The organism is Microbacterium sp. NPDC087589 (assembly GCF_044743635.1).
In the GTDB taxonomy this organism is placed as follows: Bacteria; Actinomycetota; Actinomycetes; order Actinomycetales; family Microbacteriaceae; genus Microbacterium.
Window position 1 is genome coordinate 321,806 of sequence record NZ_JBIUWV010000004.1, and the last position, 13,161, is coordinate 334,966.

Sequence of the window (13,161 nt, forward strand, 5' to 3'; positions counted from 1 at the left end):
ACCCACGGTGCGAACAGAGGTCTCGTGCGCGGAAGCGGGTCTCGCGGTGACGGCTGCCGGCGTCAGCCGACAGCGAGCACGGCGAGGACGTTGCCTGCGGGATCTGTGAACCAGGCGATGTCGGGCCCTTTGTCCGGTCCGCCCCGAAGGATGCCCTTGTCGTCGGTGTCGAACTCCGAGTCATCGTAGATCTTCGTCACGACTCCCCGCCCGTTGAGCTCATCGACGGCGGCATCGATGTCGTCGACGGGAAAATTGAGGATCGTGAAGCTCGCGGGCTCGTGGTTCGGCTTGGGGTAGACGAGGATCGACCCGCCGTCAGGCAGGCTGATGTCGAGGAAGCCCATGGCATTCGTGGTGACGTCCATGCCGAGGGTGTCGCCGTAGAAGGAGCGGGCGGCCTCGATGTCGTCGACGCTGAATCCGCTGAACGCGTGTGCTGTCTGAAAGGCGGTCATGCGTTCAGCATGCGCCGCTGCCGATGAAGTGTCCAGACCTATGGGCGCACCTGGTTCACGAGACCGTCCCCGGCGAGCAGCCGGGTGATGTTGTCGTCGACCAGGCGTGCCGCACCCACCGGTCGGTTTCCGGCGATGTGCGGGGTGATGAGCAGGTTCGGCGCGTCCCACAGCGGATCGGATGCCGGAAGCGGCTCGGACTTCGCGACGTCGATCGCCGCGGCGCGCAACTGCCCTGACTCGAGCCCTGCGATCAAGGCGCCCTCGTCGACGGTCGCGCCCCGGCCGACGTTCACGAAGACCGCGCCGGGCTTGAGCGCCGCGAACACCCCGGCATCGAACAGGTCGACGGTCTCATCGGTGGCGGGCAGAATCGACACCAGCACGTCGGTGTCTGCCAGCACGTCGGCTGCGTCGGCATCCGCGTGCACCTCGAAACCCGATCGCTCCCCGGCGGTGCGGGCGATGCCCTGCACTTCGGCGCCGAGTGCGGTGAGCGACGGCGCGAGCGTCGAGGCGATCGATCCGAAGCCCCAGATCGTCACGCGAGCACCGGAGAGCGTGTGCAGCGCCCGGGTCTCGGCAGCACTCTGCTCGTCGTTGAACTCGTCGTCCCAGCGGTGCTCTCGCTGGGCATCGCGCAGCCGGTCGAGTCGACGCACCGCGCTCAGGATCAGCGCAAGGGCGTGTTCGGCTACCGGCCCGTCGTGCAGCGAACGACCCGAGCAGATGCGCACGTCCGCCGCGAACCCGGCGTTCAGCACGGCGTCGGCTCCTGAGGCGAGCGCCTGCACGAGCTGCAGCCGGGGGAGTGCTCGGGCTGCGCCCTGGAGCCACGACGACGAGTTGTGCCAGACGACCAGCACCTCGGCGTCGCGGTGCTCCTCGGGGATGTCCGAGTCGATGTCGTAGACGACGGTCTCGACGTCAGCAGTCAGCGGCAGCTCGATGGTGTTCGGGATCAGGATCTTCATGTGCGTCTCCAGTTCACGGCGGTCAGCGGGGGGATTCGGTCGACTCTCGCCAGATCACGGTGAGCAGGCCGTCGGGTTTGGTCGGCGGCTCTCCACCGCGCACGGCCGCGATGAGGCGGTGCATCGAGTACGCACCCAGTCTCTCGCGATCCTGCGAGACGCTCGTGAGCGAGGGCACCAGGAACGCGCTCTGGGGGTGGTCGTCCCACCCGGTGACGGCGATGTCTGCGGGCAGCCGCCATCCGCGCCTGGTCGCCGCGCGGATGGCGCCCGTCGCGACGACGTCGTTCGCCGCGATCACCGCCAGGGGCGGCGCTTCCGAGGGAAGCCCCTCGATGGCGGTCTCACCCGAGCGGCCGCTCCAGTCGCCGTCGATCACTCCGATCGACTCCAGGCCGAGTCGCGCCACGGTGTCGAGGTATGCCCGCCGACGAGACTGCGCGGAGGGGAAATCCTGCGGGCCGGCGATATGGAGGAAACGCCGGTGGCCCTGCACTGCGAGGCGTTCGATCATCTCGTCGACGGGCCGTGCGTCGGTCAACGCCCCGGCCATGTGCATTGCGTCGTCGAACTCGCCGACGGAGAGGATGACAGTGCCGGGCGCCGGATCGTCAGCGGCGTCGCCCGTGGTCGCGGCGCGCGGGAGCGGAGTGAACGACAGCATCCCCTCGTACTGCCCCGAGTCCCTGACCTCGGCGAAGCGTGCCTCCCGCTCGTCCGGTTCCTGCGGCAGGCTGACCACCTCGACGACGTACCCCTCGTCACGAGCGGCGGAGATCGCACCCGACAGCAGGGTGAGCGGGTTCATCGTGGCGATCGGCACCACGACCGCGAGTCGCCCTGTCCGGTGCGTGCGCATAGATCGGGCGGCGAGATTCGGTCGGTAGTTCAGCTCGGCCGCGGCCCGCAGCACCTTCTCGCGGGTGGCCTCCGAGATTCCGGCGCGCCCCGTGAAGACGAAGGACACCGTCGACTGCGACACCCCGGCGAGGTGTGCGACGTCATGGCTCGTCGGCCGTTTCTCCATGGCATCCGTCCTCTCGGGGCTTGACGTGACCGGTGTGCACCTCGATAGTATCTACTACGTCTTAGTAATACGTAGTAACACCTCATCGAGGAGGCAGTGAATGCTCAAAATCGGCATCATCGGCACGGGCGGGATCGCCGACGCGCACATCAGCGGATACCTCGCGTTCTCCGACGAGTGCGAGATCGCAGCGCTCGCCGACGTGATTCCGGGCAGGGCGGCGCAGAAGGCCGAGGCCTTCGGGCTCACGGATGCGGCGGCGTTCGATGATCCGCTCGAGATGATCGCCCACGGAGGGCTCGACATCGTGAGCATCGCGACCCCTCCGTCGACTCATGCGTCCCTGGCGATCGCCGCCCTCGATGCGGGGATCCACGTGCTCGTCGAGAAGCCGATGGCCCCCTCGCTCGAAGAGTGCGATGCGATGCTCGCCGCGCAAGAGCGCTCGGGCAGAGTGCTGTCGGTCGTGGCGCAGAACCGGTTCCGTGACGATCTCGCCGCGCTGAAGGATGTCGTCGACTCGGGTCTGCTGGGGTCGATCTCGCATATTCGCGTCGATTCGGCGTGGTGGCGCGGACTGCCCTACTACGACCTCTGGTGGCGCGGGACGTGGGAGAAGGAGGGAGGCGGATGCACGCTGAATCATGCCATCCACCACATCGACCTGCTGCTGTGGCTGCGGGGGACTCCGACCGAGATCACCGCCATGCTCGCCAACGCGCAGCACGACAACGCCGAAGTCGAGGATCTCTCGGTCGCGATCTTCCGCTACGACCGTGGGCTCGCCCAGCTGACCAGCTCGGTGGTGCACCACGGTGAGGAGCAGGCGATCGTGATCCAGGGCGCGAATGCGCGGGTGTCGCAGCCGTTCTCCGTCGTCGCAGAGCAGTCGCGGAGCGACGGATTCCCCGAAGAGGGCGGAGCTCCCGACGTCGTGGCGCGCATCGAGGCTCTCGTCGCCGGCCGCACGCCGCTCGCGCACCTCGGCCACGAGGGTCAGATCGGCGATCTGCTCGGCGCGATCCGCGACAGCCGGCCGCCGATCGCCGGGGCTCAGGACGGCCGCAATGCGGTCGAGGTGGTCACCGCCATCTACAAGGCGGGGTTCGAACGCCAACTCGTGTCGCTGCCGATCGCGGCGTCCGACCCGTACTACCGAGCCGGGCAGCTCGTGGCGCACGCCCCGCACTTCTTCGAGAAGACCTCGTCGCTGGTGGAGGCGACATCGTGACCGCATCCTCGTTCCCGGGCGGCACCTCGCTCTCACATCTCGACGTCTACACGGATGCCGCGCCCGACGGCATCTGCGGAGGCAGCCCCCACATGCACCTCGTCTCGACAGAGGCCTACGTCGTGATCTCGGGTGAGGGCGCCCTGCAGACGATCGACGCCGACGGATTCCGTGAGACGCCGCTCGCCCAGGGTTCCGTCGTGTGGTTCACCCCCGGCACCATCCACCGCGCTGTGAACCGCGGCGACCTGCGCGTCGTCGTGCTGATGAGCAACGCCGGGCTGCCCGAGGCGGGCGATGCCGTGCTGACCTTCCCGGCCGAGGTCGTCGGCGATCGTGACTCGTATGCCGCAGCGGTGTCACTCGGAGACCACCCCGAGGAACGCGCTGCACGAGCCAGAGGGCGACGCGACCTCGCGGTGAGGGGGTTCGAGACGCTGCGGGATGCCGTGGCCGGCGGCGACCGCACCGCGCTCGCCGCATTCCACGCGGCCGCCGCAGCGCTCGTGCACGACCGCGCTCACACGTGGCCCGATCTGGTGCGAGAGGGTCCCCTGGCGCAGGCCGAGCACTCGCTCGCGCTCGCCGAAGCGGTGGCATCCGGATCTGCGGCGCACCTGGCTGATGCCCGCGTGCACCGGGCCGTACCCTCGGAGGGGGAGCGCGGATTCGGCATGTGCGGACGCCTGCGCACCTACGACGTGAACGATGACGACGTGAACGATGAGGAGACCCCGCGATGACCCGCACCTACACCTTCGATCCGCTGCCGGAGCCGGTCGTCGGCCCCGGTGAGTTCGTGTTCGCCGCGGTCGGGCTCGACCACGGTCACATCTTCGGGATGGTCGAACAGCTCATCGACGCAGGCGCCACCCTGTCGCTCGTCTACGACCCCGATCCGGCGAAGCTCGCCGACTTCGTCGAGAGGTTCCCTCAGGCGCGGGCGGCCGCCAGCGAGCAGGAGGTGCTCGACGACCGACAGGTGCGGCTCGTCGCGAGTGCGTCGATCGCCAATCAGCGGGCTCGGCTCGGCGTTCGTGTGCTCGACGCCGGCAAGGACTTCTTCGCAGACAAGCCCGCGATCACGACGATGGATGACCTCATAGCGGCCCGCGCGGCCGTGGATCGCACCGGGCAGAAGTTCGCCGTCTACTACGGCGAGCGGGTGCACTCGGAGGCGGCGATCCTCGCCGGCCAGCTGATCGATCAGGGCGCGATCGGAACCGTGCTCCAGGTCGCATCGTTCGGCCCTCATCGCATCGGCACCGGGCGCCCCGACTGGTTCTACGACCCCGAGCAGTACGGCGGCATCATCTGCGACATCGGCAGCCACAACTTCGAGCAGATGCTCTACTACACGGGTGCGACCGCCGGTGAGATCGTCAGCTCGACGGTCGCCAACTACGCGCACCGCGAGACCCCGGGGCTGCAGGACTTCGGCGACGCCCACGTGGTGCTCGACAACGGCACGACCGGATACGTGCGCGTGGACTGGTTCACCCCCGCGGGACTCGACGTGTTCGGCGACGGGCGCACCGTGCTGCTCGGCACCGACGGCTACATCGAGTTGCGCAAGTACACCGACATCACGACCGACAACGGTGGGGGACAGGTGCTGCTCGTCAACCAGGACGGGCAGTTCCGGTTCGACGCGACGGGCAAGACGGGGTTCCCGTTCTTCGGGCAGCTGATCCGCGACTGCCTCGACCGCACCGAGCACGCGATGACGCAGCAGCACGCGTTCGCAGCGGCCGAGCTCAGCATCATCGCGCAGCGCGACGCGAGGGTGCTCGCCGGCTGACGGCATCCGCCTCGCTCGCCACTGACGGCATCCGCCTCGCTCGTCACCTGTGCGGGAGGAGAACTGCGCTTCGGGAGGACGGATGCCGTGCATCGCTCCTCCCGAAGCGCAGATCCCCTCCCGGGCAGGTGTGTGGAGGGTGGGCGCGAAGGATCAGTCGACGAGCTGGGCCGCCTGGCGCGCTGCGCCGAGAGCGACGTACTCACCGGGCTCCGGCACCTCGACGGGAAGGCCGAGGATCTCGGGCGCGATTCGGCGCACGGCCTCCGACTGCGCGCCGCCGCCGATCAGCAGGGCGCGCTCGAGAGGGATGCCGAGGTCGCGCAGGGCATCGAGACCCGCGCCGAGTCCGCGCAGCATCCCTTCTACGGCGGCGCGGGCCAGGTTCTCCCTGGTCGTGGATGCGAGTGTCATGCCAGCGAGGGATGCCGTGGCATCCGGCAGGTTGGGTGTGCGTTCACCCTCGAAGTAGGGGAGCAGAGCGAGGCCGTCTGCGCCCGGCGACGCCCGCAGAGCGAGATCGCTGAACTCGCTGTGCGTGACGTCGAGCAGCGCCGCCGTCACGTCGACGACCCGGGCCGCGTTGAGCGTGGCGACGAGGGGGAGGAAGTTGCCGGAGGCATCGGCGAACCCGGCCACGGTTCCGCTCGCATCGCTCAGCGGGGTGGTGCTGATCGCGCACACCGTGCCGGATGTGCCGATCGACACGACCACGTCGCCGGGCACGGCGCCGAGGCCGAGTGCCGCGGCGGCGTTATCTCCGGCGCCGGCCCCGACACGTCGGCCTGCGGCATCCGTCGTCCACTCGTCATGCGCGAGCACCCGGGGCAGGATCGCATCGTGACCGAGGGCGGCGACCAGCAGCTCGCGGTCGTATTCGCCCGTCGACGGGTTCCAGTAGCCCGTGCCCGAAGCATCCGACCGATCGGTCACGAGCTCGTCGAGCACCGGGTTCTCGGGGCCGAAGCCGCGCAGGCGCCACGTCAGCCAGTCGTGCGGCAGAGCGACTGCGGCGACCCGCGCCGCGTTCTCAGGCTCGCGATCGCGCAGCCAGCGCAGCTTCGTGATCGTGAACGAGGCCACCGGCACGAGTCCGGTGCGCGCGGCCAGCTCCTCGGCGCCGAACTCGGCGATCAGGTCTTGTGCCGCGCCGGCCGAGCGCGTGTCGTTCCAGAGCAGTGCATCGCGGATCACTGCACCCGATGAATCGAGCGCGACCAGACCGTGCTGCTGTCCACCGATCGACCACGCGGAGGTGTCGTCGAGCGACCCCGCCTCGGCGATCGCCGCGTTCAGCGCTTGCCACCAGGCTTCGGGGTCGACCGACGTCCCGTCGGGGTGGGACGCGCGACCGGAGCGGACGACCGCTCCGGTCGCCGTGTCGACGACGACGACCTTGCACGACTGGGTCGACGAGTCGACCCCGATGACCAGCGGCATGACGATCAGCGAGCGCCGAGCAGGTGCTCGGTCGCGAGCTGCTGCAGACGGACGAAGCCGAAGCCCTTGCCGCCGAAGTAGGAGTTCGCGTCGAAGTCCTCGTAGGCCGAGCGGTCGGCGAGGAAGTCGTCGTAGCTCTCTCCGGGGTTCAGGGTCGGTGTCGAGAGCTCGTCGACGCGGGCTGCCGCGAGAGCCTCCTGCACCTCGGGGTCGGCGCGGAATGCCGCCGCGCGCTCCTTGAGCAGCAGGTACGTGCGCATGTTGGCTGCGGCCGACTCCCAGACGCCCTTCTCGTCTTCCGTGCGGCTCGGCTTGTAGTCGAAGTGACGGGGGCCATCGTAGGCCGGGACGCCACCAGGGCCGCCGTTCTCGAGCAGATCCACGAGCGAGAAGGCGTTGTGCAGATCGCCGTGACCGAAGACGAGGTCCTGGTCGTACTTGATGCCGCGCTGCCCGTTGAGATCGATGTGGAAGAGCTTGCCGTGGAACAGCGCCTGCGCGATGCCTGCGGTGAAATTGAGTCCGGCCATCTGCTCGTGACCCACCTCGGGGTTCACGCCGACGAGTTCGGGGCGCTCGAGCGAGTCGATGAAGGCGATCGCATGGCCGAGGGTCGGCAGCAGGATGTCGCCGCGCGGCTCGTTGGGCTTCGGCTCGATCGCGAAGCGGATGTCGTAGCCCTTGTCGGTCACGTAGTCGCCGAGCAGGTTCACGGCCTCGCGGTAGCGTTCGAGCGCCTGGCGGATGTCCTTCGCTGAGTCATATTCGGCGCCCTCGCGGCCACCCCACATGACGAAGGTCTTGGCGCCGAGCTCCGCACCGAGGTCGAGCTGGCGGAACACCTTGCGCAGCGCGTACCGACGCACGTCGCGGTCGTTCGAGGTGAAGCCGCCGTCCTTGAAGATCGGCGCGCTGAAGAGGTTGGTGGTGACCATCGGAACCACCAGGCCGGTGTCGGCGAGGGCGCCTTTCAGGCGATCGATCTGCGTCTGGCGCGCGGCATCGTTCGAGCCGAAGGCGAACAGGTCGTCATCGTGGAAGGTCAGGCCGTAGGCGCCGAGCTCGGCGAGCTTCTCGACGGCGTGCACGACGTCGAGCGCCGGTCGGGTGGGGCCGCCGAACGGGTCGGCTCCGTTGTAGCCGACGGTCCACAGGCCGAAGGAGAACTTGTCGTCACGGGTGGGAGTGGGCATGTCTGCTCCTGTGCAGGTCAGCGAATAAGTTGTGCTTCACAACATATCTCATGACGGGAGGCACGTCCACCCCTTACAGTGAAGGGATGCCGCCGCAGTCGAGCCCCGCGTCGGGCACCCGCCCACACAATCTCTCCCTCATCCTGCGGCTCGTGCACGAGAACGGCGCCCAGTCGAGAGCAGCGCTCACCGAGCGGACGGGCCTCAACCGCTCAACGATCGCCGACCTCGTCGCGGAGCTCGTCAGACGGGGACTGGTCGACGAGCGGGTCCCCGACGTGCCCGGCCGCGTCGGTCGACCGTCGCCGGTCGTGACGGCGTCGGCCCGCGTCGTCGCCCTCGCGGTGAACCCCGAGGTCGATGCGATCGAGATCGCTGCGGTCGGTCTCGACCGCAGCATCCTCGTGCGCGAACGTCTGCTGAACGAGACTGTGCCGACGCCCGGAGTCGTCGTGGGGACGATCGCCGAGCGCATCGCCGTTTGGGGCGAGGGTCCGCTCGCCGACGTGCGGATCGCGGCCATCGGCGTCGCCGTGCCCGGTCTCGTGCGCACCTCGGATGGAGTCGTGCGCAACGCGCCCCATCTCGGCTGGACCGACGTTCCGCTCGCCGAACTCATCGGTGCGGCCACGTCGTCTGCGGCCTTCGTCGACAACGATGCGACGCTCGGGGCGATCGCGGAGCACCGCTATGGCGCCGGCCGTGGGATCGACGACGTCGTCTATCTGAACGGCGGCGCGTCCGGCATCGGCGGCGGCCTGATCGTCAACGGCAGGCCGGTCGCCGGCGCGGGCGGCTACGCGGGGGAGTTCGGTCAGAACAGGCCGCGGATCTCTGCAGATGCCGATCGACGCACAGCCGATGGCGTGCTCGAGGCCGAGGTGAGTCGTCGTCTGCTGCTCGACGCGGTGGGCCTCGACGCCGCCGACGACGAGACGCTCGACGCTGAACTCTCGGAGTCCGACTCCGCGGTGGTGGCCGACGAGATCACGCGTCAGGCGCGTGTTCTCGCCGGGGCGCTGGCCAACGCCGTCAACGTGCTCAACCCCGCACTCGTCGTGCTCGGCGGATTCCTGGCGACGATCGCCGACCTGAGGGCCGGCCAGATCGCGGACGATGTACGGGCGCTGGCGATGCGGGAGAGCGCGGAGACACTGGAGATCCGTCCTGCCGCTCTCGGCGCCGACAGGCTGCTGATCGGCGCGGCCGAACTGGCCTTCGCCGATCTGCTCGCGGATCCGGGGGAGCGCAGCTGACCCCTGTCGGCGTGCGTCCACCACCCACCCGATGTCCGCCGCCCGTGCGACACTGTGGCGACGGCGGATGCCGATGCCGCCGTGAGAGGACCCGCGATGGCGCTCGACCCCAAGAAGTCACTCGACGCCTACCGGGCGAAGCGCGGTGAGTTCCGCATCCTCGACGTGCCGCCGATGCAGTACCTGATGGTCGACGGCGCAGGTGACCCCAACAGCGCTCCGGCGTATCAGGATGCGGTGTCCGCGCTCTTCCCGCTCGCCTACACGCTCAAGTTCGCGAGCAGGGAGCAGTTCGGGATCGACACGGTCGTGATGCCGCTCGAGGGGCAGTGGCACGCACCCGACATGGAGGCGTTCACCTCTCGCCGCGACAAGTCGGCATGGCAATGGACTCTCATGATCATGGTGCCGGAGCACATCACCGCCGAGATGCTCGACCACGCGGTCGACACGGTCGAAGAGAAGCTCGCGAAGAAGAAGCAGGCATCTCCCGCGCTGCGGTCGGTGCGGCTCGAGACTCTCGACGAAGGGCTGTGCGTGCAGACCCTGCACGTCGGATCGTATGACGACGAGGCCCCCGTGCTCGACGAGCTGCACCACCGGTTCATCCCCGAGAACGGTCTGGCCATGACCGGACTGCACCACGAGGTCTATCTCAGCGATGTCAGGCGCGTCGAGCCGGCGAAGCTCCGGACGATCCTCCGCCAGCCTGTGGAGCGCACCGGCTGACGAGCGCCGAGTGCTCGGCGCAAGCCCTCCGGCGATCTTCGCATCGGGCGATATCCTGCTCGGATGACCTCCGCAAAGGGTGCCGCGCGCACGGCGCAGCGATCCGATGCATTCCGACGGGTGGCGCGGGCAGGTTTCGTCGTGGTCGGCCTCGTGCACATCATCATCGGAGCGATCGCCGTCTCCATCGCCACGGGCGGCGGCGGGGATGCCGACCAGGACGGAGCGATGGAGCAGATCCGCTCCACGCCCGTCGGCGGGCTGGTTCTCGGACTGGTCGCTGTGGCGCTGGTCTCCCTGGCCGTGTGGCAGATCGCCAGCGGGCTCCTCGCCAGAGGCAAGGAACCCCGCAAGTGGGGGATGCGGGTCAAGCTGATCGGCATCGCGGGAGCGTACCTCGTGATCGCCGGCCTGGCGCTGATCTTCGCCTTCGGAGGGCACGTCGAGTCCGAGACGACGCTGCGCGCCCTCAGCGCGGTGATCCTCGGCGCTCCCGGCGGAATCGTGCTGCTCATCATCCTCGGCCTGACCGTGGCGGGGGTGGGGGTCGGGTTCATCGTGATCGGGTTCACCAGAGGCTTCGAGAAGACGATGGATGTTCCGGACGGGCCCTCGCGGCCCGCAATCATCGCCCTCGGCATCGCCGGCTATATCGCTAAGGGCATCGCGATCACGGTCACAGGCCTGTTGTTCGTCGTGGCGGCGTGGACGCAGGACCCGGAGAAGGCCGCGGGCCTCGACGGGGCCCTGCGCAGCCTGGTCGACCTGCCTCAGGGTCGCGCGATCCTCTGGCTCGTCGGGGTGGGACTCGCCATCTACGGCATCTTCTCGATGGTCCGCGCGCGCTTCTCCCGTATGTGACGTCCCAGCTCAGGCTTTGGCGGGCTTCTCGCCCCACAGCAGTGGGAGAGCGACGAGCCCGATCATGAGGCCTCCGCCTCGCCGAGCAGACGCGCGCCCGATCGACTCGCCACCGGCCCGGTCACCGTGGCAGCGGTGCGAGTTCAGGGCAGGCCCGGAACACCGATCAAAAGTTTTTTCACGGCGCGCGTCATAAAAGCTCCCCGCCGAGGTCTGGGTATGTGACGGGCAGCTTCTGCTTCCTGTATCGCACTGGGGACACACACGACTTTTGGGGACGCGTATTCGCCTCTTCGCCTCGCCATAACCGGCGGGTGGACGAGCGGCGCGCCGGGATTGGGACATTCATGAGCATTCGCTCACACCACCGCAACGCGGAGCGGTCATCACGCTCCGGAGTCGCGCCTCGCCGACAGGCGATGACGCGACTGCTCGGCGTGCTCGCCATCGCCGGCGTGCTCGTCGCCGGCGCGACTGTCGCTCCTTACAGCGGCATCACGGCCGCGGCGACGGTGCCCGGCACTCCCGGCACCCCGCAGCCGGGCACGCCCGTGTACACCGAAGACTTCTCGAATCAGAGCGCAGCGCTCACGGCGCGTTCGATCACCAGTTACACCGGTGGGGCGGCAGCGGCCAACTCGACCTACACGGCCTCGACGCAGTACACACCGGCGGGCAATCAGTGCAACGGCTGGATCATGAGCGGTGCGACTCCGACGGCTCCGATCACCGACCTGGGCTGCCTCAACAACGTCAGCACCACCTGGAGCACGCTCCAGCAGATGGCGCGTGCGCTGGGTGTGGCACAGGGCCAGACCACCACGCAGGCGGCGACCAACCAGGTGCTGACCTCTTACACCAACTCGACGAGTGGCAACATCGCCGCAGGTACACAGTTCCGCACGGTGAACACGATCCCTGCGATCCCCGGCCACTACTACGCCGTGTCCGCTTACTTCGCGGCCGTCAACTGCCCGGCCGCGGGTGGAGCCAACCAGCCCAAGGAGACCTTCAGCCTGATCGTCAACGGCAACCCGATCGTCTTGAGCACCGGGCTGAACCCGTGCACGAACAACACGGTCTGGGAGACGCAGATCGCGAAGCTGCAGTCCGCGGCGTACCAGGTTCCCGTCGGCACGACGGCGAACCTCGGGCTGTCGCTATACAACGCGACCGCCACCGGCGCGGGCAACGACGTCGCCTTCGACCTGCCGCAGATCGTCGACGTCACCCCGCAGCTCGACAAGGCTTTCAGCCCGACGGTGATCACCAACGGATCGACCTCGACGATGACGCTCACCGTCACGAACACGAGCGATCTCATGGCCAAGAGCGACTGGTTCATCACCGACGCTCTGCCGGCGGACCTGCGGATCGCGGCGGCGCCGAATGTGGGCGGAACGTGCGTCCAGCGCACCGGCGCGGCCTACGCGGTATCGGCTCCCGCCGGGGGAACGTCGGTGTCGGTCACCGGCGGCGACCTTGCGCTCGGTCAGGCGTCGTGCACGATCACGGTCGATGTCACTTCGACGGTCAATGGCACGTATATCAACGGGCCTGCCAACATCACGACGAACCTGAACCCGCCGACCGATGCGTCGCTCGAGGTCATCCAGCCGTCGATCGACATCGTCAAGCGCATCACGGCCGTGAACGGTGTCGCGGTCGATAGCGACACCGATCCCGACAAGGTGTACACCACGGTCGGCGATGTGATCACGTACTCGTTCGTCGCGACGAACACGACGCCGAAGGCGCCGACGAACACGACGCTCAACACCAACCTCACGAACGTGACCATCACCGAGGACGCTTTCTCGGGTGTCGGTGACATGAGCACCCTGTCGTGCACTCCGGCGCAGGGTTCCACGCTCGCCAGCGGGGCGACGATGACCTGCACGGCCACGTATGTGGTGCAGCAGGCCGACCTCGACAACGCTCCACTGACGAACGTCGCGCGGGCCACCGGAACTCCGGCGGTCGGCCCGAACGTGACCGACACCGACGACGAGGTCATCCCGGCCGTGTGGACACCCGAGATCGTGCTCGACAAGACGGCGTCGGTCGTCGACATCGACCAGGACGGTGTGACCGGACTCGGCGACCACATCATGTACGAGTTCGATGTCACCAACACCGGCAACGTCACGATCGCGAACGTGACCGTGGTCGATGACCGGCTCACCGATCG

11 protein-coding genes and 1 pseudogene are annotated in these 13,161 nt (G+C 68.4%); 7 read left to right on the top strand and 5 right to left on the bottom strand.

The genetic code is table 11. From position 1 onward, the window contains the following. Window positions 1-62: 62 nt before the first annotated feature. From ACIOU8_RS11610 to ACIOU8_RS11620, 3 genes are read right to left on the bottom strand one after another with little or no spacing between them, the layout of a single operon-like run. Window positions 63-458 (bottom strand): VOC family protein, encoded by a 396-nt coding sequence (locus ACIOU8_RS11610; protein ID WP_400789430.1) that lies wholly within the window; start codon window positions 456-458, stop codon window positions 63-65. 38 nt (window positions 459-496) lie between these two features. Then, on the bottom strand, window positions 497-1,432 hold the full coding sequence (locus ACIOU8_RS11615) for an NAD(P)-dependent oxidoreductase (RefSeq protein WP_400789433.1): 936 nt from the start codon (window positions 1,430-1,432) through the stop codon (window positions 497-499). 22 nt (window positions 1,433-1,454) lie between these two features. Next, window positions 1,455-2,459: a LacI family DNA-binding transcriptional regulator gene (locus ACIOU8_RS11620; RefSeq protein ID WP_400789436.1), complete on the bottom strand. Its 1,005-nt coding sequence runs from the start codon at window positions 2,457-2,459 to the stop codon at window positions 1,455-1,457. Between the two features lie 100 nt (window positions 2,460-2,559). Here ACIOU8_RS11620 and ACIOU8_RS11625 point away from each other — a divergent pair, with 100 nt between their 5' ends. Genes ACIOU8_RS11625 through ACIOU8_RS11635 form a run of 3 tightly spaced genes read left to right on the top strand, consistent with a single transcriptional unit; the run spans window position 2,560 to window position 5,491 of the window. Beyond that, entirely contained in the window at window positions 2,560-3,690 is a 1,131-nt protein-coding gene (locus tag ACIOU8_RS11625) for a Gfo/Idh/MocA family protein (protein WP_400789438.1), read from the top strand. Next, window positions 3,687-4,433, top strand: a complete 747-nt coding sequence (locus ACIOU8_RS11630) for a cupin domain-containing protein (RefSeq protein WP_400789441.1) — start codon at window positions 3,687-3,689, stop codon at window positions 4,431-4,433. Before ACIOU8_RS11625 ends, ACIOU8_RS11630 begins: the two co-directional genes overlap by 4 nt. Beyond that, on the top strand, window positions 4,430-5,491 hold the full coding sequence (locus ACIOU8_RS11635) for a Gfo/Idh/MocA family protein (protein WP_400789444.1): 1,062 nt from the start codon (window positions 4,430-4,432) through the stop codon (window positions 5,489-5,491). The genes ACIOU8_RS11630 and ACIOU8_RS11635 overlap by 4 nt, the downstream gene beginning before the upstream one ends. A gap of 153 nt (window positions 5,492-5,644) precedes the next feature. Here the strand turns inward: ACIOU8_RS11635 and xylB are convergent, their stop codons facing one another. Beyond that, window positions 5,645-6,931 carry a xylulokinase gene (gene xylB / locus ACIOU8_RS11640; RefSeq protein WP_400789446.1) on the bottom strand — a complete coding sequence of 429 codons (1,287 nt, stop codon included), beginning with the start codon at window positions 6,929-6,931 and terminating at the stop codon, window positions 5,645-5,647. A gap of 5 nt (window positions 6,932-6,936) precedes the next feature. After that, the gene (gene xylA / locus ACIOU8_RS11645) at window positions 6,937-8,124 is read right to left on the bottom strand and encodes a xylose isomerase (protein WP_400789449.1); all 1,188 of its coding nucleotides are present in this window, start codon (window positions 8,122-8,124) and stop codon (window positions 6,937-6,939) included. 86 nt (window positions 8,125-8,210) lie between these two features. Between xylA and ACIOU8_RS11650 the strand changes: the two genes are divergently transcribed. The 4 genes and pseudogenes from ACIOU8_RS11650 to ACIOU8_RS11665 form a co-directional block, all read left to right on the top strand. Next, window positions 8,211-9,380, top strand: coding sequence for an ROK family protein (locus ACIOU8_RS11650; RefSeq protein WP_400789452.1), 1,170 nt, complete (start codon window positions 8,211-8,213; stop codon window positions 9,378-9,380). A gap of 96 nt (window positions 9,381-9,476) precedes the next feature. After that, the gene (locus ACIOU8_RS11655) at window positions 9,477-10,109 is read left to right on the top strand and encodes a GyrI-like domain-containing protein (protein ID WP_400789454.1); all 633 of its coding nucleotides are present in this window, start codon (window positions 9,477-9,479) and stop codon (window positions 10,107-10,109) included. A 63-nt stretch (window positions 10,110-10,172) separates the two neighbouring features. Beyond that, complete coding sequence (locus ACIOU8_RS11660) at window positions 10,173-10,970, top strand: DUF1206 domain-containing protein (protein ID WP_400789457.1); 798 nt, start codon at window positions 10,173-10,175, stop codon at window positions 10,968-10,970. A 347-nt stretch (window positions 10,971-11,317) separates the two neighbouring features. Further along, window positions 11,318-13,161: pseudogene (locus ACIOU8_RS11665) on the top strand (hypothetical protein); the annotation flags it as partial.